Annotated in this window: 18 protein-coding genes; 10 read left to right on the forward strand and 8 right to left on the reverse strand. The window is 60.2% G+C overall.

All coding sequences use genetic code 11. The annotated features are described in order from the left end of the window. Nucleotides 1–798 (reverse strand): hydroxymethylpyrimidine/phosphomethylpyrimidine kinase, encoded by a 798-nt coding sequence (locus tag KO536_RS18955; protein WP_133077002.1) that lies wholly within the window; start codon nt 796–798, stop codon nt 1–3. Between the two features lie 285 nt (nt 799–1,083). Here KO536_RS18955 and KO536_RS18960 point away from each other — a divergent pair, with 285 nt between their 5' ends. The 4 genes from KO536_RS18960 (at nt 1,084) to KO536_RS18975 (ending at nt 7,487) form a co-directional block, all read left to right on the forward strand. After that, complete coding sequence (locus KO536_RS18960) at nt 1,084–3,471, forward strand: hybrid sensor histidine kinase/response regulator (RefSeq protein WP_133077001.1); 2,388 nt, start codon at nt 1,084–1,086, stop codon at nt 3,469–3,471. Nucleotides 3,472–3,546: 75 nt separating this feature from the next. Next, on the forward strand, nt 3,547–5,196 hold the full coding sequence (locus KO536_RS18965; protein ID WP_219262641.1) for an acyl-CoA dehydrogenase family protein: 1,650 nt from the start codon (nt 3,547–3,549) through the stop codon (nt 5,194–5,196). 115 nt (nt 5,197–5,311) lie between these two features. Further along, entirely contained in the window at nt 5,312–6,784 is a 1,473-nt protein-coding gene (gene amn / locus KO536_RS18970) for an AMP nucleosidase (protein ID WP_219262642.1), read from the forward strand. Between the two features lie 136 nt (nt 6,785–6,920). Further along, nucleotides 6,921–7,487, forward strand: coding sequence for a pseudouridine synthase (locus KO536_RS18975; RefSeq protein WP_162207952.1), 567 nt, complete (start codon nt 6,921–6,923; stop codon nt 7,485–7,487). On the opposite strand, the gene KO536_RS18980 is transcribed toward KO536_RS18975, so the two are convergent. Further along, complete coding sequence (locus tag KO536_RS18980) at nt 7,482–7,691, reverse strand: DUF2788 domain-containing protein (protein ID WP_016779292.1); 210 nt, start codon at nt 7,689–7,691, stop codon at nt 7,482–7,484. The two genes, KO536_RS18975 and KO536_RS18980, sit on opposite strands and share 6 nt — an antisense overlap. 192 nt (nt 7,692–7,883) lie before the next feature. Beyond that, on the reverse strand, nt 7,884–8,381 hold the full coding sequence (locus KO536_RS18985) for an Lrp/AsnC family transcriptional regulator (RefSeq protein WP_173667388.1): 498 nt from the start codon (nt 8,379–8,381) through the stop codon (nt 7,884–7,886). 394 nt (nt 8,382–8,775) lie between these two features. Here KO536_RS18985 and KO536_RS18990 point away from each other — a divergent pair, with 394 nt between their 5' ends. Further along, nucleotides 8,776–9,870 carry a DUF6515 family protein gene (locus KO536_RS18990; protein ID WP_133076998.1) on the forward strand — a complete coding sequence of 365 codons (1,095 nt, stop codon included), beginning with the start codon at nt 8,776–8,778 and terminating at the stop codon, nt 9,868–9,870. Between the two features lie 98 nt (nt 9,871–9,968). On the opposite strand, the gene KO536_RS18995 is transcribed toward KO536_RS18990, so the two are convergent. Continuing rightward, nucleotides 9,969–10,862 carry a cation diffusion facilitator family transporter gene (locus tag KO536_RS18995; protein WP_219262643.1) on the reverse strand — a complete coding sequence of 298 codons (894 nt, stop codon included), beginning with the start codon at nt 10,860–10,862 and terminating at the stop codon, nt 9,969–9,971. Between the two features lie 29 nt (nt 10,863–10,891). Continuing rightward, complete coding sequence (locus KO536_RS19000; protein WP_133076996.1) at nt 10,892–11,311, reverse strand: polyribonucleotide nucleotidyltransferase; 420 nt, start codon at nt 11,309–11,311, stop codon at nt 10,892–10,894. Nucleotides 11,312–11,409: 98 nt separating this feature from the next. Between KO536_RS19000 and hrpB the strand changes: the two genes are divergently transcribed. Next, nucleotides 11,410–13,929, forward strand: a complete 2,520-nt coding sequence (gene hrpB / locus KO536_RS19005; protein WP_219262644.1) for an ATP-dependent helicase HrpB — start codon at nt 11,410–11,412, stop codon at nt 13,927–13,929. A 187-nt stretch (nt 13,930–14,116) separates the two neighbouring features. Here hrpB and KO536_RS19010 read toward each other — a convergent pair whose 3' ends face one another. The 3 genes from KO536_RS19010 to KO536_RS19020 all read right to left on the reverse strand — a co-directional run bounded on the left by KO536_RS19010 (nt 14,117) and on the right by KO536_RS19020 (nt 17,516). Beyond that, entirely contained in the window at nt 14,117–15,562 is a 1,446-nt protein-coding gene (locus KO536_RS19010) for an aldehyde dehydrogenase family protein (RefSeq protein ID WP_133076979.1), read from the reverse strand. Nucleotides 15,563–15,683: 121 nt separating this feature from the next. Next, nucleotides 15,684–16,766 (reverse strand): endonuclease/exonuclease/phosphatase family protein, encoded by a 1,083-nt coding sequence (locus tag KO536_RS19015; RefSeq protein WP_133076978.1) that lies wholly within the window; start codon nt 16,764–16,766, stop codon nt 15,684–15,686. 90 nt (nt 16,767–16,856) lie between these two features. Next, nucleotides 16,857–17,516, reverse strand: a complete 660-nt coding sequence (locus KO536_RS19020; protein ID WP_133076977.1) for a YciC family protein — start codon at nt 17,514–17,516, stop codon at nt 16,857–16,859. Between the two features lie 192 nt (nt 17,517–17,708). On the opposite strand from KO536_RS19020, the gene KO536_RS19025 reads away from it, so the two are divergent. From KO536_RS19025 to KO536_RS19040, 4 genes are all read left to right on the forward strand, one after another. Then, nucleotides 17,709–18,185: an NYN domain-containing protein gene (locus KO536_RS19025; RefSeq protein WP_133076976.1), complete on the forward strand. Its 477-nt coding sequence runs from the start codon at nt 17,709–17,711 to the stop codon at nt 18,183–18,185. Between the two features lie 27 nt (nt 18,186–18,212). Further along, nucleotides 18,213–18,824, forward strand: coding sequence for a PolC-type DNA polymerase III (locus KO536_RS19030; RefSeq protein ID WP_133076975.1), 612 nt, complete (start codon nt 18,213–18,215; stop codon nt 18,822–18,824). A 217-nt stretch (nt 18,825–19,041) separates the two neighbouring features. Next, nucleotides 19,042–19,932 (forward strand): drug/metabolite exporter YedA, encoded by an 891-nt coding sequence (gene yedA, locus KO536_RS19035; protein ID WP_133076974.1) that lies wholly within the window; start codon nt 19,042–19,044, stop codon nt 19,930–19,932. A 67-nt stretch (nt 19,933–19,999) separates the two neighbouring features. Further along, nucleotides 20,000–21,337 (forward strand): DEAD/DEAH box helicase, encoded by a 1,338-nt coding sequence (locus tag KO536_RS19040; protein ID WP_133076973.1) that lies wholly within the window; start codon nt 20,000–20,002, stop codon nt 21,335–21,337. The last annotated feature ends 89 nt before the right edge of the window (nt 21,338–21,426 follow it).

A 21,426-nucleotide genomic window follows, 5' to 3' on the forward strand; every position in this document is an offset into this window, starting at 1 on the left:
TTACGAGCAGAAGTCCAGCGGCAAGCGGCGCGGTACAAACTGCCCCTGCCCCAGTTGCTCGGCATCGCGCAGGGTGCGCCACGTGTAGTTGAGCGCGGTCTGCACGGCGCTGACCAGTTCTTCACCGATGGCAAGCCGTCCGGCCAGTGTGCTGGCCAGGGTGCAACCCGAGCCGTGATAGCTGCCGGGCAAGCGATGGCAGGTAAAGGTATGACGGCTACCGTCGCGGCTGTACAGGCGATTATGGACTTCGTGTTCATCACCGTGACCGCCGGTGATCAGCAGGTGCTTGCAAAAGGGCAGGAGTTTTTCTGCGCATTCATCAGCGCTGCCCTCGGGCAGTTCGGCCAGGATGCGGGCTTCGGGAAGGTTGGGGGTGGCAATGGTGGCCAGGGGCAGCAGGCGTTCGCGCATCGCGTAGCCCACTTCGTCCTTGCCCAGTCGCCCGCCGCCGCCTGCGCGCAACACCGGGTCGCAGACCATTGGCAGATGCGGGTGGGCCTGAAGCAGTTCGACCACGGTGTCGACCATTTCCAGTGAGCCGAGCATGCCCAGCTTGACCGCCGCAACGGTGGAGTCGCTGAGCACGGCGTCGGCCTGGGCCAGCACCCACTCACGATCCAGCACGCGGAAGTCGCGGACATTGACGGTGTTCTGCACAGTCAGGGCGGTCACCACCGGGGCGGCGTGACAGCCTTGAGCCAGCAGGGCTTCGATATCTGCCTGCAAGCCGGCACCCCCACTGGGGTCATGGCCGGAGAGACAGAGGACAACGGGGCGAGAGCTGTAGATATTCATGGTGCGCGAGCTTACCACCAAACGGTTTTTTGGGGCGCTTGGTCCGTGCGCAGTTAAATGTTGGTTATAAGCTTTTGATTGCCCTGACAAATTTCCCGTTTGAAAACTCGCCTATCGCTGTAATGCCCGATCTAGAGCCTTTGCATTGATTTTTGGCATGGTGTGTATGTGCCATTAATGGCTATGTTAGAGTGCCTTCAAATTAATAACCGGTCATTCGGGCGACGTCATCCCAGAGGGAGTATGGGCTGACGCAGTTTATCGAGTGAGCTACGTTGGGGCTGTATGCGCTATTTGTTGATGATGTTGTTGGGCTGGCTACCGATGCTGGCTGGCGCAGTCACGTTTGACGAAACCACACAAAGCCTGCCCTTGGGCCGCGTGATGCAAGTCTTCGAAGACGTGGGCGGCGAAGCGACTCTGGCAGATGTGACCGCCCGCGACGAGCTGTTCAAGCCACACACCAAAGACACGCTGAACGAGGGCTACTCGCACTCGGCCTTCTGGGTCAAAGTGGATTTGCACTATCAGCCACTAGACCCGCAGGTGCATCGCACCTGGCTGCTGGAATTGGCCTATCCGCCGCTTGATTCCATCGAACTGTACCTGGCTGATGCCGCAGGCAACTACCGACTCGCCGAACGTACGGGCGATGCGCTGCCCTTTGACAATCGTCAGATCAAAGAAAACAACTACCTGTTTGAACTCAACTTCACCCCGGGGCAAAGCCAGACCCTGTACTTGCGCCTCTCCAGCCAGGGCTCTGTCCAGGCGCCGTTAACGCTGTGGTCAGCCCAGGCGTACCTCGAAGAACAACCTGTACGGATTTATATCCTGGGCCTGATTTATGGCGTATTGCTGGGGATGCTGGTTTACAACCTGTTCATTTACCTCAGCGTGCGCGACACCAGTTACCTCTACTACATCTTCTACATCGGCTCCTTTGGCTTGTATCAGCTGTCAGTCAATGGCGCAGCGGTGCAGTACTTCTGGCCGAACAACCCGTGGTGGGCCAACGCGTCCACACCGTTCCTGATTGGGGCGTCGGCGTTTTTCGGTTGCCAGTTTGCCCGCTCCTTTTTGCACACCGCCTCCCACAGTCGCTGGCTTGATCGGGCGCTGATGCTCCTGATGGCAGTGGGTGCCCTGGTGATGGTGCTGGCGTTGACCACCAGCTATGCCGTGTCGTTGCGCCTGGCCACTGGCCTGGCGCTGGCGTTTATCGTCACCATTTTTACCGCCGGCGTGGTGGCCTGGATACGAGGGCTGCGGGTCGCGCGCTACTTTGTGATCGCCTGGTCGGCCTTTTTGCTCGGTGGGCTGGTCAATACGCTGATGGTGCTGGGCTATCTGCCAAACGTATTCCTGACCATGTACGCGAGCCAGATCGGCTCGGCGATTGAGGTGGGGCTGCTGTCGCTGGCGCTTGCCGACCGGATCAATGCCATGCGTGACCTGCAGGCGCGCACGCTGCAAGAGTCCGGGCAAAAGCTGGCCGCCATGAACCAGCAGCTGGCGCGTACCAACCAATTGAAAGATGAATTTCTGGCAACCGTTACCCATGAGTTGCGCACCCCCATGAACGGCGTGATTGGCTCGCTGGAGCTGATCAAAACCCTGGACATGAGCCCTGAGCTTGCGCAGTACACCCAGACGGCAGAAGGTTCTGCACGCGAAATGATGCACATGGTCAATGGCATCCTGGTGCTGACAGAACTGCAAGCGGGTCGACTGGTCGCCCGTCCTCGCCCGTTCAGCCTGAATGAACTGCTGCATGGGCTGAGTGATCAGTTCGGGCCAGCGGCGCGTAGAAAAGGCCTGGAGTTTTCGTACGAAGTGGCACGCAACCTACCCGATCACTGGGTAAGCGATGCCGAGAAAATTCGACAGTGCCTTGAGTGCCTGCTGGATAACGCCATCAAGTTCACCCGTGAAGGTGGCGTGGTCCTGCGAGTTACCGGCAAAGCCGCAGACGCCGGGCGTTGGGCGCTGGCGTTCAATGTCATCGACAGCGGCATCGGTTTCGTACATCAGGAGGAAGCCGAGCTGTACCAGCACTTCTTCCAGGTCGATGGTTCCATGACGCGCGAATATGGTGGTTTAGGCATCGGCCTGGCGATTTGTCGACGTCTGGTGGAGCTGCTTGGAGGGCGACTGACACACCATTCGCAGCCCGGGCAGGGCTCACAGTTCCAACTGTTGCTGGAGCTTGAGTCACCGGTTCAAGTCCCGCAGCCGCACCCCGTATCGGTCCACGCCCAGACCCTGGTTCGCACCCCCGGGGAGTGTGTTGTCCTGCTGGTTGAGGAACCCTCCAACCCTGCGATGGTGCGAGGCATGTTGCTCAAGCTGGGTTATCGCGTGCTGAGTGCCGACACCGGGCAGGCGGCGATAGAGGCACTGCGTCGCGAGCGGGTCGATGCAGTGTTGCTGGCGTGCCCGCTGGCGCTGGTGTCGGGGACATCGATAGGCAGCCAGTTGCTGACACTGGCTGCGTGCGCGCAACTACCCGTGCTGGCGTTGTTCGAGTCCGAGCTCGAGGCCCATCAGGCCCGTGATCAGGTCGACGGAATCACCGATTACCTGATCAAGCCGCTACGGTTTGAGGCGCTGCAACACGCCTTGGCACAGCGGCTTTTGATTCGGGAAGGCAGCAAGAACGCAGAGTTTTAGGCGTTTATGCCACTTGTTTAGGTGCAGATGCGTGCTTCACTGGCTCTATTGGCAAGAGCCAGAGGAGCCCGCGCAATGAACCTGCATCAATACGCTGAAACCCACCAAGTGACCAATCAGCCGCCGTCTCTGGACGGCGTGAACCTGTACCGGATCGATCGGGTGCTGCAACAGTGGAGTCAGCACTTTGGTGCGGGCTGGGCACAGGCGCGGATCGATGAGTACGGTGCACTGGCGGGTGGCCCGTTGATGGTCGCGGGCTTTTTGGCCAATGAAAACAAACCGCAGTTTGTCAGCCATGACCGTTATGGGCATCGGATCGATCTGGTGGAGTTTCACCCGGCGTACCACGAACTGATGCGCACGGCGATTGAGCACGGCTTGCCGTCTTTGCCCTGGACGCAGCCGCAACCCGGTGCCCATGTGGCCCGCGCCACCATGACCTACCTGCACAGCCAGGCCGAAGCAGGCAGCGGCTGCCCCTTGACCATGACCTTCGCCAGCGTGCCGGCCTTGCGCCTGCAACCCGAGCTGGCTGCTGTCTGGCTGCCCAAAGTGCTGGCCACTGACTATGACCCGCGCAATGTCGATATCAGCCAAAAGGCCGGCGTGACCCTGGGCATGGCCATGACTGAAAAACAGGGCGGTACCGATGTGCGCGCCAACACCACTCGGGCGTATCCGGTGGGAGCCAAGGGAGCGGGGCAGGCCTACGAACTGTTGGGCCACAAATGGTTTTGTTCGGCACCGATGTGTGACGGCTTCCTGACCCTGGCGCAGACCGACAAGGGCCTGAGCTGCTTTTTGCTGCCGCGCCATCGCCCGGACGGCAGCCGCAATGAGTTCTATATCCAGCGCCTGAAAAACAAACTGGGCAACAGCTCCAACGCCTCCAGTGAAGTCGAGTTTCGTGGTGCGCTGGCCTGGATGATCGGCGAAGAAGGGCGCGGCGTGCCGACGATTATTGAAATGGTCGCCATGACCCGCTTCGATTGCATGGTCGGCTCCAGCGCCTTGATGCGTCAGGCGCTGACCCAGGCCAGCCATCATTGTGCTCACCGTCTGGTGGGAGGGCGGGTGTTGGCAGAGCAGCCGTTGATGCAGAACGTACTGGCAGACCTGGCGCTTGAAAGTGAAGCCGCGCTGGCCTTGAGCTTGCGCATGGGGCGTGCGCTGGATCACCTGGACGACCCGCAAGAAGCCCGGTTTTCCCGGCTGGTGACGGCGGTGGGCAAGTACTGGATCTGCAAGCGGGCTCCAGCCATGATCAACGAAGCGGCCGAATGCATGGGTGGTGCAGGGTATGTAGAAGACAGCATCCTGCCGCGCTTGTATCGCGAAGCGCCGGTGAATTCAACGTGGGAAGGTTCGGGGAATGTGCAATGCCTGGACGTGCTGCGAGCCCTGTCCAAAGAGCCCGGAGTCCTGGATGCGCTGTTTGCCGAACTGGGTGACGGGCACGGTGATACGCGTCTGGCGCAGCACATTGCACAGCTTAAAACCGACTTTAAAGACACCGATGACATTCAATACCGCGCGCGGCAACTGACAGAAGACATCGCCCTGGGCCTGCAGGCAAAGTTATTGCTGGAAGCGGGAAACAGCGATGTCAGCGACGCCTTTATCGCCAGTCGCCTGCAAAACAGCGGCCGGGTTTACGGCACGTTGCCAAGGGGTTTGAATGTGGCCGCGATCGTTGCTCGCTCAACCCCTGGGATCCCCTGAACATGTGAGCTCCCACAGGAAATCACCCACATAAAATCAGTGGCATGCCTACATTTGTAGCTGTCTTTGCCCCTCGATACAGGCAAGATAAAGGCCTGCCCGTTCAGAAGACAGGATGCTTATCGTGACCGAAGCTTTTATTGTCGTTTCCACCGCTGAAGAGGCCGTTGATCGCCTCGCTGCCCTCCACGAGCGCGCAACCACTGCGTTGAGCCAGGCACTCAAGCGTTACCTGAAAGACCGAGTCGAGCCCAGTGCCGAAGAGCGCGCCCTGTTCCGCTACCCGGAACTGCGACTGACCAATACCATTCACGGTGAAATCCCCACCCTGACCCGTGCTTACGCCAAAGTGCAATTGCCGGGCACATACAGCATCACCGTCACCCATCCCGCCTCTTTCCGTAACTACCTGCTGGAGCAGTTGGTGCCGTTGATGCGCGATTTCACCGTTGAGGTGGAAGTCGGTGTCAGCCAGCAAAATATTCCGTATCCCTATGTGGTCGAACAAGGGGATGAGCTTGCCGGTTCCGGAGTGACCGCAGCCGCGTTGGCGCGCGTATTCCCCAGCACCGACCTGTCCGCCGCCACCGACGGCATCGCAGATGGCCTGTACGATTGGGAAAACACCGATCCGCTGCCCTTGGCGCTGTTCGACGCTGCCCGGGTCGACTTCTCGCTGCGCCGTCTGGTGCACTACACCGGCAGCGACTGGCGCCATGTGCAGCCGTGGATTCTGCTGACCAACTACCATCGCTATGTCGATCAGTTCATCTTGCACGGCCTTGAGCAATTGCGGGACAACCCGCGCTTTGTGCGCATGGTGTTGCCGGGCAACGTGATCATCGAAAAATCGATGGACTACGGCGAAGCCCAGGCCATTGCGGCAGGGGTGGTGTGGCATCGTTACCAGATGCCGGCGTATCACCTGCAGGCCAGCGATGGTCACGGCGTGACCTTGGTGAACATTGGCGTCGGCCCGTCCAACGCGAAAAACATCACCGATCACCTTGCCGTGCTGCGTCCCCATTGCTGGTTGATGATTGGTCACTGCGGCGGCCTGCGTCAGTCGCAAACCATCGGCGACTACGTGTTGGCCCACGCCTACATGCGTCGCGACGGGATTCTGGATCGGGTCGTACCGCCCAATATTCCGATTCCGGCTCTGGCAGAAGTGCAACTGGCGTTGCAGGAAGCGGCGGCACAGGTCACCGGCGAACGCGGCGAAGAACTGAAAAAACGCCTGCGCACCGGCACCGTACTGACCTATGACGACCGTAACTGGGAACTGCGCTGGGCTCAGGAGCGCCCGCTGATCAACCTGTCCCGCGCCGTGGCCGTTGACATGGAAAGCGGCACCATTGCGGCCCAGGGCTATCGCTTGCGCGTTCCGTACGGCACGCTGCTGTGCGTGTCGGACAAACCCTTGCACAGCGAAATCAAACTGCCGGGCTCGGCCAACGCTTTCTATGAGCGGGCCGTGAGCCAGCACTTGAAAATCGGTATTGCCGCCGTGGACTTGATGCGCAGCCAGCTCAACTCCCTGCACTCGCGCAAACTGCGCAGCTTCGACGAACCGCCGTTCCGTTGATCGGTGATGGTCATTTAGCGATCGGGGGACTAGCATTGCCAGCCCTGATCGCTAGATGTCCTTTTTTGTCATGTCTCGTCCCGCCCCACGCCGCCCGGCCTCGAAAAGTCCAAACCCTCAAGCTGCCAATCGCCGTGTGGCCAAGGCGCCGCCGTCTGATCCCAAGCTCTATCTGTTCAATAAACCCTTCGATGTGCTGACTCAGTTCAGCGACGAAGGCGGGCGGGCGACGCTCAAGGATTTTATCCCCATACCGGGCATTTACCCGGCCGGTCGGCTGGACAGGGACAGTGAAGGTTTGCTGCTGCTGACCAATGATGGCCAGCTACAGGCGCGGATTGCCGACCCCAAGCACAAATTGCCCAAGACCTACTGGGTACAAGTGGAAGGCGAGCCCACGCCAGAGCAATTGCAGCAGTTGCGTGAGGGTGTGGAGCTCAACGATGGCAAGACCCTGCCAGCCGAAGCACGTGCACTGGAAGAGCCGCAGCTATGGCCGCGCAACCCGCCGGTGCGCTTTCGAAAAAGCATTCCCACGTCGTGGCTGGAGCTGGTGATTCGCGAAGGGCGCAATCGTCAGGTACGGCGGATGACGGCCGCGGTGGGCCTGCCGACCCTGCGTCTGGTGCGGGTGCGAATTGGCGACTGGACGATTGAAGGGCTGGAGCAGGGGCAATACAAGGAAGTGCCAGCGCGGCTATAGCGCGCCGGATTCAATCAGCCCGATCACCACGCTTTTGATGATGAACGCCGCAACACCCAGGCCCAGTACGAAAAACAGAATCATTGAGCCGAAGCGCCCGGCTTTGGACTTCTTCGCCAGATCCCAGACGATAAAGGCCATGAAAATGATCAGCACACTGACCAGAATCGTCATCATCCATTCTTCAAGTACGGCAGGATCCATCGGTGTTCTCCGGCGTCATCGTGGGAAAAAGCCGTAGGAGTATACGCCAGGGAAGAGTGGCTGGTTGTTGAGCTGGGTCGTGAAGATGAGCTGCGTAGTCGCTGCCGAAGGCTGCGAAGGGTTGCACCGCAACCCGTTTTCTTGAATTCACCACAGCCTCTTCGCAGCCTTCGGCAGCGACTACAGGCCTGCTTACGTGCGCAAGTGAGTCAACGGCAACTCGGTGCTGTTAAGCACCTGATTGAGCACAAAGCTCGAGCGCACGCTGGTCACGCCTTCGATACGGGTCAGCTCCCCCAGCAGCAGTTTCTGGTAATGATCCATGTCGGCTACCACCACTTTGAGCTGGTAGTCCGCGTCCATGCCGGTCACCAGGCTGCACTCCAACACCTGGGGCAGGTTGCGAATACAGGCTTCGAAATTCTCAAAACGCTCTGGCGTGTGTCGGTCCATGCCGATCAGCACGTAGGCCGTAAGGCTTAAACCCAGCAGCTTACGGTCGAGCAGCGCCACCTGCCGGCTGATGTAGCCATCATCCTCCAGCTGTTTAACCCGGCGTGAGCAAGGTGATGGCGACAGGCCGATGCGCTCGGCCAGTTCCTGGTTAGAGATGCGTGCGTCACGCTGCAATTCCGCCAAAATGCTCAGGTCATACCGGTCGAGTTTGCTCACGAAGTTACCCTTTGTCATAACTATTGCGTGAAAGTATCCACCTTAAGTCAAAAATTGCGCAAGTAATGTTTTATCGAGCAATATTCGCAATCGCCTGCTGTGCCCTCAAGCCTATTCTTATCAACAGAATCACTGCCCGGACATAGAGTCCACAGCGGCCCGCCGAATCAGGCCAGCCGCGGCCGCCAACCCCACAGGGGTGTTCCGGCCCCCGGGCTACGCACTGTCCAGAAGACGGCGCGAGGTGAGCCAACATCACAAGTGTTGAGCCAGGACTGAAAATTCAAGGGGCGACCGACGGGTCGCCCTTTTTTCGTTTGCCAAAAATAAGTTTTACCCGACTGTTTCCCACAGAACTGGTTCTATAAATCCTAGTCTTATTTGTAAGACCTAACCCGCAGTGAGGAACAGCATGAAACCGCGCATCTGGCATCTGGCTACAGTTGGCGTGCTCTGTGTGAGTGTCAGCGGACAGTTATTGGCCGATGAACGAGGTGAAGGCGGTCCTCAAGAAGCTCGCCCCGCCCATTCCAATGGTGGTCAGCAACACGGGCAGGGCGGTAATAATCAGCCGCGCCAGGAGTTCAACCAAGGGCGCCCCCAAGGCCATCAAGACAACCAGCCACGCCCTGAAAACAGGCTGCAACAAGAAAATTCGCAGTCCCATGGCGGTCAATGGCAAGGGCGCCCGCAGGGTCATTCAGACACCTCGGCCCGCCCTGAAAACAGGCCGTCACAAGAGAATGCGCAGTCTCATGGCGGTCAATGGCAAGGGCGTCCACAGGGCGCAGCCCCTGTTCAAGCGCGCCCGGTCCAGCCCGGTAATAACCTGTCGATTCAGTCTCGTCCAGATACAGTGCAGCAGACCCAGGCCCCGAACCGGGGTGGCAATCAGAGTTGGCACGGCGGCGGTTACTACCCGGGCGCCAATAATCGTCACCCCAACGACCAGCGCTGGGTCGGGCGCCCGCCCGGGAACGGAAATGGCTGGGGTCCGGGGCCTCAATACAGGCCCGGTTACGTGATTGACCGTTTTCCCGGTCAGTACCGGCAAGTGCCCTATCGCGGTCAGGATTACTTCTTTTCCGGCGGCTACTGGTATCGCCCACAAGGCCCGCGGTACATCGTGGTTCAACCGCCCTATGGGATTCGCGTAGGGTATTTGCCTGAGTTTGCGCGGGAAGTATGGTTTGGCAGCACGTTGATGTTCCTGGCGGCGGGTGCGTATTACGCGTATCAACCCGCAACCCAGGACTACATCGTGGTTCAACCCCCGACTGCCCAGCAACCAGTGAGCAACGGCTATGACGTGGTGGCTTACCCGATGAATGGCCAGAGCCCGGCGCAAATCGATCAGGATCGCTATGACTGCTACCGCTGGGCTGTGGATCAAAGCGGTTTTGACCCAGCCAGACTCACCTACGCACCTGACCCGGCCCTGGTGCAAGCCTATCGTCAGGCGCAAGGCAATTGCCTGAGCAGCCGCGGGTATCAGGTGACGTATTGACCTGAACACCTGTAGTCGCTGCTGCAGGCTGCGAAGGGTTGCGTAGCAACCCGTTGTCTCAAAGACTCCGCGATCCCCTTCGCAGCCTGCGGCAGCGACTACAAGGTTTTGCCCCTAACCACTTCCTTCGGGTCGGCGTGCACCAGCACCTCGGCCTGGGGGTAAACCTGCTTGATGGCGTCGGCGGCGTGGTCGCAGATGGTATGGGCTGCGGACAGGGTCAGCTCGCCCGGCAGCTCAAGGTGAAACTGCACAAACCAGACAGTGCCCGAGATGCGTGTGCGCAGGTCGTGAGCGCCCAGTACGCCCGGCACGGCACAGGCCAATGACAGCATGTTTTCGCTGATGTCACTCGGTAACTCCTGATCCATCAACACGGCAAAACTCTCACGCCCGATCTGGATCGCACTCCAGAGGATATACACCGCAATCCCCAGACCAAACCAGGCATCCAGTTGAGGAAAGCCAACACTGGTCAGCACCAGCGCCAGCAAAATACTGCCATTGAGCATCAGGTCCGATCGATAGTGCAGCGAGTCGGCACGCACGGCATTGGAGCCCGTGGCCTTGATCACCCGGTGTTGCAGCATCAACAGTGCCACGGTCATCACCAGCGAAAATACGATCACGCCAATTCCGATCCACGGTGCGCCCACCGGCTCGGGGTTTTTCAGCCGTTCGACGGCCTGAAAGGCGATCAATACTGCACTCACCCCGATAAACAGTGCTTGCCCCATGCCGGCCAGCGACTCGGCCTTGCCGTGACCGTAGCGGTGATCTTCATCGGCGGGGCGCAAGGCGTAATGCACGGCCAGCAAATTGAGAAACGAGGTCACGCCATCGAGCAGCGAGTCGGTCAACCCGGCGAGCATGCTGATCGAGCCACTGAGCCACCAGGCGATGGCCTTGGTCACGATCAACAGACTCGCCACCGCCACCGACGCACGGGTGGCGAGGCGTAACAGGCGGGCGTGTTCCGTGCTGCTGGTCATGGCGCTTCCTTGTTAATGGGCGACGGGCTTCAGGCGGCGGGCTGCAAACCGTACATGGCCAACTGCTGTGCGCTGCCCTTGTGCTGGATCAGGCGCGGGTCGTTCAGCGGGAAACTGCGGCCCAACTCGCTTTCGAGAATGGCCTGAAGCTTGGCGTTATCGACCTTGCCGTCTTCGCCAATGGCTTCGCGCAGTTTTTCCGGGGCGATTTGTGCGGTTTTGCCTGGCGGGAAGTAAATCGCGCCGGTGGCGAAATCGACACCGAATGCGATCAGGCCCGGAATCACATAAAACAGCAGGCCTACGGCATCGAGCACAGCAATCATGGGATCGATCTTGCCGTCGATCTGTCCACGACGATCGGGAAAGAAAATACTGCCGCAGGCAGTCAATTGGCTGAGCAGGGCCGCAACCACGACACCGCCGATCACACGGGAAGACATACGCATACAAAAACCTCGAAGACGCTTAAAGGACTGAATCATTAAGACCGCGCTTAATGCTCAACTGTTCGCCGTTATACTCGCCGCTCTGTTCTGGAGCCACCATGATTTCTTTGCCGATTGATGAAGTTTTACCTGCGCTGCGCCTGGCTTTGTCCGAGCGCCATGAAGCCGTGCTTGAAGCGCCCCCCGGCGCTGGTAAAACCACCCGTGTTCCGCTGGCCCTGCTCGATGAACCGTGGCTCGCCGGTCAGAAAATTCTGATGCTCGAACCCCGGCGTCTTGCTGCCCGTGCAGCCGCCGAGCGTTTGGCCAGTGAACTGGGTGAAAAAGTCGGCGAAACCGTGGGCTATCGGATTCGTCTCGACAGCAAAGTCGGTCCCGATACCCGTATTGAAGTGGTCACCGAAGGCATCCTCACCCGCCGCCTGCAGCACGACCCGGCGCTGGAAGGGGTAGGCCTGGTGATTTTCGACGAGTTCCATGAGCGTAGTCTGGATGCCGACCTGGCGTTGGCCTTGAGCCTCAATGGCCGTGAGCTGTTTCGCGACGAGCAACCGCTGAAAATCCTGCTGATGTCCGCCACCCTTGAGGGCGAGCGCCTGGCCAGCATCCTGGGCGATGCACCGATCCTGCGCAGTGAAGGACGCATGTACCCCGTAACGATGCGCTGGGGGCGGCCCTTTGTGCCCGGCGAGTTTATCGAGCCGCGAGTGGTGCAGACCGTCCTCGATGCCATCAACGATGAAAGCGGTAGCCTGCTGGTGTTCTTGCCCGGGCAGGCAGAGATTCGCCGGGTCAATCAGCAATTGGCTGACGCGCTGGGCTCGCGCAGCGATATTTTGCTGTGCCCACTGCACGGTGAGCTGGATCTGGCGGCTCAGCGGGCGGCCATCGAACCGGCGCCCAAGGGCCTGCGCAAAGTGGTGCTGGCCACCAACATTGCCGAGACCAGCCTGACCATTGACGGCGTGCGTGTGGTCATCGATGCCGGGCTGGCGCGGGTGCCGCGTTTTGACCCGGGCAGCGGCATGACCCGTCTCGATACCCAGCGTATCTCCCGTGCCAGTGCCACCCAGCGCGCTGGTCGTGCCGGGCGACTGGAACCCGGTGTGTGTTACCGCCTGTGGTCAGAAGACCAGCACGGGCAACTGGCCGCCTACGGCAGTGCTGAAATCCTTCAGGCAGACCTTGCCGGGCTGGCGTTGCAGTTGGCGCGCTGGGGCGTGACGCCGGAGCAATTGATCTGGCTCGATGTGCCTCCCGCGGCAAGTTATGCACAGGCTCAGCAATTGCTGGAACGCCTGGGGGCCTTGCGCGACCGAAAACTCACGCCGCATGGCGAAACAATGGCCGAACTGCCTGCGCACCCGCGTATCGCCCATCTGTTACTTCGCGGGCAAGACTTGGGCCTGGCTGACATGGCCTGCGACGTGGCGGCGCTATTGGGTGAGCGCGATATCTTGCGCGGCGCCGGGGCGGATGTGCACAGCCGCCTGGCCTTGCTCTCGGGTGAAAGCCGCGCCGCACGGGGCGGTCAAGGAGGCGTGCAGCGCGCCAAACAACTGGCCCGTCAGTATCGGGGCTATTTGCGGGCCAAGGCCACTCAGCCGGTGACCGACCCCGATCACCCGCGCTGGCTGGGCGCCTTGCTGGCGCTGGCCTACCCCGACCGCATTGCCCAGCAACGCAAGCCCGGTGGTGCGGAGTATCGGCTGGCCAATGGCCGGGCAGCGCTGTTCAGCGAAGTCGACGGCCTGATGAAGCAGCCCTGGCTGGTCATCGCAGACCTGGGCAGCCGTCAGGGCCAGCGCGAAGAGCGTATCTACCTGGCCGCCGAGTTTGATCCCGCGCTGCTGGATGGCGTGCTGAGTGAGCAGGTCAGCGTTGTCGATCAGCTTGACTGGGATGAGCGAGAAGGCGTGTTGCGTGCTGAACGCCAACGCAAAGTGGGCGAACTGGTACTCAGTCGCGAACCGTTGACCGGTCTGGACGAGGCGGCGCGCACGCAAGCGCTGATCAATCTGGTGCGGCGCAAAGGCCTGGAGTTGTTGCCGTGGACGCCCGAACTGCGTCAATGGCAGGCGCGAGTGGCCCTGTTGCGTCAGCTTGAAATGCAGGCTCAAGGCCACAGCGAATGGCCGGACGTCAGCGATACTGCGCTATTGGCCGGGCTTGAGGAGTGGCTGGCGCCCTACCTGGGAAGGGTTTCGCGGCTGAGTCATTTTGCCGGCCTGGACCTGTCGAGCATTGTGCATAACTTGCTCAAATGGCCGCTGCCCCAGCGCCTCGACGAACTGGCGCCCCATCACATCAAGGTGCCGTCGGGTTCATCGGTGCGGTTGGACTACAGCGAGCACCCACCGATTTTGGCGGTACGCCTGCAAGAACTGTTCGGCCTGGCGGATACCCCGCGCATTGCGGGCGGGCGTCAGGTGGTCAAATTGCACCTGTTGTCGCCTGCACGGCGACCGGTACAAGTGACCCAGGATCTGGCCAACTTCTGGCGCAGCACCTATGCCGAGGTGAAGAAAGACCTCAAGGGGCGTTATCCCAAGCACTACTGGCCCGATGATCCGTTGGTGGCCGAAGCCACGGCCCGGATCAAACCGCGTAAAGCCTAGCGCAACTACCTGTAGTCGCTGCCGAGGAACGAAGGCTGCGTCCGCGTGGTGCGGCACTCCGACGAAGCCGTCGTAAAAACAGGCGGCGCGGTATTTCAGTTAGATCGCGCATTCAGGTTTTACGATCGCTTCGCAATCGGACGCAGCCTTCGTTCCTCGTCAGCGACTACAGTGCAGGATCAGCGTATCAAGACCCGATGTAGCTGGTTTTGACCACGGTGTAGAACTCCTGCGCATAACGGCCCTGTTCGCGGGAGCCATAGGACGAGCCTTTGCGCCCGCCAAACGGCACGTGGTAATCAACACCTGCCGTCGGCAGATTGACCATCACCATCCCGGCCTGGGAGTGACGCTTGAAGTGATTGGCATATTTGAGCGAGGTGGTCGCGATACCCGCCGACAGGCCGAACTCGGTGTCATTGGCCATCGCCAGGGCCGCTTCGTAGTCTGCGACCTTGATGATGTTGGCCACCGGGCCGAAGACTTCTTCGCGGCTGATGCGCATGTTGGCCGTGCTGTCGGCAAACAGGGCAGGGGCGAGGAAATACCCCTCGGTGTCGCACGTCACCAGACTGCCACCGGCGACCAGTCGGGCGCCTTCGTTCCGGGCAATATCGATGTAGCCAAGGTCCTGGTCCAACTGGGCGCGGGACACGACCGGGCCGATATCGATGCCCGCCTGCAAGGCATGTCCAACCTTGATCGAGCGCATGCGTTCGGCCATGGCCTCGACGAACTTGTCGTGAATCCCGGCCGTGACAATCAGGCGGCTTGACGCGGTGCAACGCTGGCCAGTGGAGTAAAACGCGCTCTGCACGGCCAGCTCGACGGCTTGTTTGAGATCGGCATCGTCAAGAATGACCTGCGGGTTTTTGCCGCCCATTTCCAACTGGACTTTGGCCTGACGCGAAACACAGTTGATCGCGATCTGGCGTCCCACGCCCACGGAGCCGGTGAAGCTGACCCCGTCCACTTTCGGGTTGCTGACGATGGCTTCACCCACCACCCGGCCACTGCCCATCACCAGGTTGAACACGCCCGCCGGGAAGCCCGCGCGGGAGATGATCTCGGCCAGCGCCCAGGCACAGCCCGGTACCAGATCGGCGGGTTTGAACACCACGCAGTTGCCATAGGCCAGGGCCGGGGCAATTTTCCAGGCAGGGATGGCAATGGGGAAGTTCCACGGGGTGATCAAGCCGACCACGCCCAGGGCTTCACGGGTGACTTCCACATGCACGCCCGGGCGCACCGAGGGCAGGTAGTCGCCCGACAGGCGCAGGCATTCACCGGCGAAAAACTTGAAGATATTACCGGCGCGGCTGACTTCACCGATCGCTTCAGGCAGGGTCTTGCCCTCTTCACGGGCCAGCAGGTTGCCCAGCTCTTCCTTGCGCGCGAGGATTTCGCTGCCGACCTTGTCCAGTGCGTCGCTGCGCGCCTGAATACCTGACGTCGACCAGGCCGGGAACGCTGTGCGGGCAGCATCGATGGCGGCCTGAACCTGGGTGACATCTGCCTGGGCATATTCGCCAATCACATCGGACAGGTCAGATGGATTGATGTTTGAGCTGTAGGCGGGGGCTGCGACCCACTCGCCAGCAATGTAATTGTCGAAACGCTTTGAATCAGTCATGAAGTTTCTCCAGACGCGGGACAACCGTTGAGTGCCTATAGTTATACGTCATCGTACAACTACAGGCAAAACAATCAGCACTTCACTCTGGATGGCAGGTCACGACGAGGGCGATCCTGATTCAGTCCGCAGGCAACAAAAACCGCCCCAGCACCGGCAAGTGGTCCGAGATGGTCAAGGTGTCTTCCTGGCGAACGTAGCCTTCAATGCGCTGCAGCTTTGGGCTGTGAAAGAGGTAGTCGAGGGTGCGGTCGGGTTCTTCGACACGGGGGTCGTTGGGGAAGTGCGTCAGCCACAGTTCGCGGTCGATGCCGGTGGCTTCGGGGTTGCTGGGGATCATCGGGTATTTTTCCCACAGCAGGTGCAACTCGCTGTCCGCTGAGTAGCCCAGCCGCAGAGGGGCGGGCAGACGCAAGAACTGGCCTATGGGCAGCAGGTTGAAATCCCCCCCGATCAACCAGGGCGTGCCCTGGCTTTCGAGCTTGTCGACCAGGGTGGCGACGGTCTGCATCTGTGCGCGAAGGTTGCTGTTGTCGTGCGAAGGGGGATCCAGTTGAGTGTTGATCGCAGCCAGTTGCCCGCCGTCGTTGAGCGGCAGGTAGTTGACCAGCAATGCAGGTTTGGGCTGGAACTGGCGGCTGATGACGTTGGCGTCGGCCACGGGCAATTGCAAGCGCTCGGCGTGTTCGATCTGGAAGCGACTGAGGGTCACGAGGGTACGCCCGACGCTGCCGAAAATATGCCAGTCGGGCACAAAGTCGGCTTTCCAGGTAAACGCCTGGGTACTGCAGGGGTAAATATCGATCAGGCGCTCTTGCAGCAGGGCCAGTTGATCCTGGTAGCCACTGGCCTTGGCGTTGTCATCGACCTCTTGCAGCAGCACCAGATCAGGGCGTTCGTCACGAATGACCCGCGACACTTCATCCAGGCTGTACGCCATGTCATCACGGGTAGGGCGTGTATCGGGGCCGCTGTCGTCTTCCAGGTTGTACCAGAACACATAACGCTTGCCGGCCAGGTACTGGATGTTCCACGTCATGACCTTGAGTGCCTGGCCGGGCATCAGGACGGGAGCCGTGATCGGGCAACTGTAGGTCAGCACCTCCCTGGGATCGGGTCGCCATGTCACGCTATAAATCAGGCATGCCAGCAATGCTGATATCAGCAGCAGACCAAATACGGTGCGGCGCAAGAAACGTGGCATGGGCTCGGCTTATGACGTTACAGGGAGTGTCCGAACATACCCGACGGCAGTGGGCCACTCCAAGGCTCTTTTTGTAGGAGCTGATTGTTTTTATTGGTCAGATTTTTCGCTAATTAACATAAATAAACGGAACAGGACTACAGAGACAAATAACTGCAAAAAGCTGTTCGCACTGTCGAGTGTCAGCGATAGCAGTGTGTTGTCGTCCTTGGAAAACAGTGAGTAGCTCAGTTCCTTGAGCAGCATCAGGGGCCCCAGAACAGCCAGGATGCAGACAAAGATCCGCCAGAAATGGCCGCGGGTCAGGGTGAAGCTCGACTTCATGGCTGCCAGCGGAGCATCACCGCGCAATACCAGCCGGTACTCGGCAAATGCCAGCACGACGGTCAGGAAAATGCCCGGAATAAAAAACATCGACAGCCCCAGCACGATCAGCAATGTGCTGATTGCCGAGAGCAGGGCGAACTTGGGCCACAGATTGATGGCCAGTGCCAGCAGGTCGCGGTTGCGCGGGCTTTCGCCCCGGCTGCGGGCATCGAGAAACAGGATCAGGGCGCCGGTGTACAGCGGATAGAGCAGCAGCCCGACAATCAGGCTGTAGCCGGGCGACGGATCCGGACCCACGGCGTTGTCAACGATGTGCTGCAACACGGCTTCAAGGATGACCAGCGGCAAGCACAGCATCACGATCTGGCTCAGATTGCGCTGGAAGAAGTACAGGGAGTCGCGAATAACGGTCAGCGGATTCATTGGCAGTTGTCAGCAGTCAAAAGCGGTGCGCCACTTTAACCGATGAGGGGTCGATATGAGCAAATGTTAACGCGGCTGAAAGTCAGCGGGTTCACGCCGGGCGGTTTATCCGCGCAAACCCCTGGCAGGCTGGCATACTGCGAGCTTGTTTTCAGTCGCGGCCCGCTTGCCCGGGCGTCATGAGGTTTGCCGGTGAAAAAAATTGCGGTCTTCGCGGATGTGCAGAACCTCTATTACACGGTCCGCCAGGCCTATGGCTGCCATTTCAATTACGCGGCCCTGTGGGCAGATATCACCAAACGCGGTGAAATCGTCGAGGCCTACGCCTATGCGATCGACCGGGGTGACAGCAAGCAGCAGCAGTTTCAACAGATCCTGCGCAACCTCGGCTTCACGGTAAAACTCAAACCCTACATCCAGCGCAGCGACGGCTCGGCCAAGGGCGACTGGGACGTAGGCATCACCATCGACATCATGGACGTTGCCGCCCATGTGGATGAAGTGGTGCTGGCTTCGGGTGACGGCGATTTCGACCTGTTGCTCGAACGCATTGCCAGCAAGCACGGCGTCGAAACCGTGGCTTATGGCGTGCCCGGCCTGACCGCCAACTCATTGATTCGCGCCGCCAGCCGCTACGTGCCGATTGAAGGCAATTTGTTGCTTAAGTAACCCTCACTTTTACAGGATTGATCAGGTTTGGAACGCATCGCGGTTATTGACTTTGAAACCACCGGCATCTCACCGAGCAGCAGTTGCCGGGCCACCGAAATTGCCGTGGTGATTCTTGAGCGCGGTCGCATTGTCGAACGTTACCAAAGCCTGATGAACGCGGGCGTACGCGTCCCGGGTTTTATCGAGCAATTGACCGGCATCAGCAATGCCATGCTGCGCACTGCGCCGTCGGCCGAACAGGTGATGAACGAGGTTAACGAGTTCGTTGGCATCACACCGTTGCTGGCCCATAACGCCGCCTTTGACCAAAAATTCTGGGATTTTGAAATGGGCCGCATCAAGCGCACCCGTTTGCAGAATTTCGCCTGCTCCTTGTTGCTGGCGCGACGCTTGATGCCGGCTGCGCCCAATCACAAGCTGGGGACCCTGACCACCTTTGCCGACTTGCCCCATACCGGCCAGGCTCACCGGGCCATGGCCGATGCTGAAATGGCGGCCAACCTGACGGCCTATCTGGCTGAACAACTGCGCCAGAAGCATGGGTTGAAAGAGCTCAGTCACGACCTGCTGTGTGGTTTGCAAAAAGTCCCGGCAGCGAAGGTCAACGAACATCTGAAGCGCTATCGCGGGTTTTAAACGGTGGGAGCGGGCTTGCTCGCGATGGCATCGCCACGGGATGTCAGTTTGATCGCGTTGCCAGCCTCGCAGGCAAGCCAATCTCCCACGGGTTTTGTGTTGCTCCCTCAGGCAGGCATAAAAGTGTACGGTCACTTTTGGTGCGTTCTGTTACTTATTATTACGCACTCCCTTGTCTAAACTCCCCAGTCCCCTGCCTCTGCCCTTGAGCTGCCCCATGCCTGCCGCGCGTCGTTTTCCGCTACAACTGATTGGTGCTTTTTTTGCCTTGTACGTGATTTGGGGCTCGACCTACCTGGCCATTCGCATCGGCATTGAGTCCTGGCCTCCCTTGATGATGGCCGGGGTGCGGTTTCTGATAGCGGGCAGTTTGATGTACGCCTTCATGCGCTGGCGGGGCGCGCCTGCACCGACAGCGGTGCAATGGCGTTCGGCGGCCATGATCGGCTTTCTGCTGCTGGCCTGCGGCAATGGTGGCGTGACCCTGGCCGAGCACTCGGGGGTAGCGTCTGGCGTCGCCGCGCTGGCCGTGGCCACCGTGCCGTTGTTTACCTTGCTGTTCGGCTACTTCTGGGGCGCACGCAACACCCGCCTGGAATGGGCGGGTATCGCCCTGGGGCTGGTGGGCATCGGCATGCTCAACCTGGGCTCCAACCTGCAAGCCAGCCCTATGGGCGCGGCAATGGTGATTTTTGCCGCCGCTGCCTGGGCGTTTGGTTCGGTCTGGAGCCGGCACCTGCCGCTGCCCCCCGGGCCAATGGCCAGCGCCGCTGAAATGCTCACTGCGGGTGCGGTACTGCTGGTGGGCAGCCTGGTCAGCGGCGAGCGCATGACCCAAATGCCGACGGCCGCAGGCTGGGGCGCTTTGCTGTATCTGGTGTTCTTTGGCTCGATCATCGCCTTCAGCGCTTATATGTACCTGCTCAAAAATGTGCGCCCGGCCGCAGCCACCAGCTACGCCTACGTCAACCCGGCCGTGGCAGTGATGCTGGGGATCGCCTTTGCGGGTGAGACCATTGGTTTTGAAGAGTGCCTGGCCATGGCCGTGATCATCAGCGCCGTGGTGTTGATCGGGTTGCCGCAGTGGCGCAAGCAGAAACCCGTGTGAATTAGGGTAAACTGCGCGCCATTGCAACGTATGCACCCCTGCGCAGACCTTTTTCGACGGTATCCCCATGACATTCGCCACCCTTGGCCTGATCGAACCCCTGCTGCGCGCCCTTGAGACGCTCGGCTACAAGACCCCAACCCCGGTTCAGGCCCAAGCGATCCCCGCAGTACTGGCTGGCCGCGACCTGATGGCTGCTGCCCAGACCGGCACCGGCAAAACCGGCGGTTTCGCCCTGCCGTTGTTGCAGTCGCTGACGATGGAAGGCCCGAAAGTCGCCAGCAACTCGGTGCGTGCACTGGTGCTGGTGCCGACCCGTGAACTGGCCGAACAGGTTCACGAGAGCATTCGCCAGTACGCCGAGCACCTGCCGTTGAGCACCTACGCGGTGTACGGTGGCGTCAGCATCAACCCGCAAATGATGAAAATGCGTAAAGGCGTTGATGTACTGGTTGCCACCCCTGGCCGTCTGCTGGACCTGTATCGCCAGAAGGCGATCAAGTTCAACCAGCTGCAAACCCTGATTCTCGACGAAGCGGATCGCATGCTCGATCTGGGCTTCAGTGAAGAGCTGCGCGACATCTACCGCGCCTTGCCGAAAAAGCGCCAGACCCTGCTGTTTTCGGCCACCTTTTCTGACGCGATTCGCCTGTTGGCCGAGCAGATGCTCGACAACCCGCTGAGCATCGAAGTCAGCCCGCGTAACGTGGCGGCCAGCAGCGTCAAGCAATGGGTTATCCCGGTCGATAAAAAGCGCAAGGCAGAGCTGTTTTTGCACTTGCTGCGCACCCAGCACTGGAAGCAGGTACTGGTGTTCGCCAAAACCCGCAACGGTGTGGATGAACTGGTGGGCAAGCTGCAAGCGTTGGGGATCAACGCTGACGGCATCCACGGCGACAAGCCGCAGGCCACGCGTCAACGGGCGCTGGACCGCTTCAAGGCCAGCGAAGTGCAAATCCTGGTGGCCACCGATGTCGCCGCACGCGGTCTGGACATCGAAGACCTGCCGCTGGTAGTCAACTTCGACTTGCCAATCGTGGCCGAAGACTACATTCACCGCATTGGTCGTACCGGTCGCGCCGGGCAGAAGGGCGAAGCCATTTCGCTGGTCTGTGCTGACGAAGTGAACATGCTGTCGGCGATCGAGATGCTGACCCGCCAGACCTTGAAGCGCCACGAAGAGCAAGACTTCGAGCCGGAGCACCGTGTGCCCGAGACGGATGCTTCGGGTCAGGTGGTCAAAAAGCCGAAGAAGCCGAAAAAGCCGAAAACCTCGGGCGGTGGCGGCAAGCGCAACCTGGGCAAATGGGTGGACAGCGGCGAAGCAGCACCGGCCGAGCCATCGGTCAAGCCTGTGCGTAAAGTGCCTGTGTTCAACACCGGCCCGCGCAAGCGCAAGCCTTAAGCACCCTGAACCTGTGGGAGCGGGCTTGCTCGCGATGCAGGCAACGCGGTCTGGCTGAGCCACCGCGTTGACGCCATCGCGAGCAAGCC

It is taken from the genome of Pseudomonas sp. NKUCC02_KPG, from assembly GCF_019345465.1.
Classification (GTDB): domain Bacteria; phylum Pseudomonadota; class Gammaproteobacteria; order Pseudomonadales; family Pseudomonadaceae; genus Aquipseudomonas.

What these genes read in the sequence shown, in the direction of transcription:
- KO536_RS18955 (WP_133077002.1), bottom strand. Translation starts at nt 798, where the DNA reads ATGAATATCTACAGCTCTCGCCCCGTTGTCCTCTGTCTCTCCGGCCAT.
- KO536_RS18960 (WP_133077001.1), top strand. Translation starts at nt 1,084, where the DNA reads ATGCGCTATTTGTTGATGATGTTGTTGGGCTGGCTACCGATGCTGGCT.
- KO536_RS18965 (WP_219262641.1), top strand. Translation starts at nt 3,547, where the DNA reads ATGAACCTGCATCAATACGCTGAAACCCACCAAGTGACCAATCAGCCG.
- amn (WP_219262642.1), top strand. Translation starts at nt 5,312, where the DNA reads ATGCTTATCGTGACCGAAGCTTTTATTGTCGTTTCCACCGCTGAAGAG.
- KO536_RS18980 (WP_016779292.1), bottom strand. Translation starts at nt 7,691, where the DNA reads ATGGATCCTGCCGTACTTGAAGAATGGATGATGACGATTCTGGTCAGT.
- KO536_RS18985 (WP_173667388.1), bottom strand. Translation starts at nt 8,381, where the DNA reads ATGACAAAGGGTAACTTCGTGAGCAAACTCGACCGGTATGACCTGAGC.
- KO536_RS18990 (WP_133076998.1), top strand. Translation starts at nt 8,776, where the DNA reads ATGAAACCGCGCATCTGGCATCTGGCTACAGTTGGCGTGCTCTGTGTG.
- KO536_RS18995 (WP_219262643.1), bottom strand. Translation starts at nt 10,862, where the DNA reads ATGACCAGCAGCACGGAACACGCCCGCCTGTTACGCCTCGCCACCCGT.
- KO536_RS19000 (WP_133076996.1), bottom strand. Translation starts at nt 11,311, where the DNA reads ATGCGTATGTCTTCCCGTGTGATCGGCGGTGTCGTGGTTGCGGCCCTG.
- hrpB (WP_219262644.1), top strand. Translation starts at nt 11,410, where the DNA reads ATGATTTCTTTGCCGATTGATGAAGTTTTACCTGCGCTGCGCCTGGCT.
- KO536_RS19010 (WP_133076979.1), bottom strand. Translation starts at nt 15,562, where the DNA reads ATGACTGATTCAAAGCGTTTCGACAATTACATTGCTGGCGAGTGGGTC.
- KO536_RS19015 (WP_133076978.1), bottom strand. Translation starts at nt 16,766, where the DNA reads ATGCCACGTTTCTTGCGCCGCACCGTATTTGGTCTGCTGCTGATATCA.
- KO536_RS19020 (WP_133076977.1), bottom strand. Translation starts at nt 17,516, where the DNA reads ATGAATCCGCTGACCGTTATTCGCGACTCCCTGTACTTCTTCCAGCGC.
- yedA (WP_133076974.1), top strand. Translation starts at nt 19,042, where the DNA reads ATGCCTGCCGCGCGTCGTTTTCCGCTACAACTGATTGGTGCTTTTTTT.
- KO536_RS19040 (WP_133076973.1), top strand. Translation starts at nt 20,000, where the DNA reads ATGACATTCGCCACCCTTGGCCTGATCGAACCCCTGCTGCGCGCCCTT.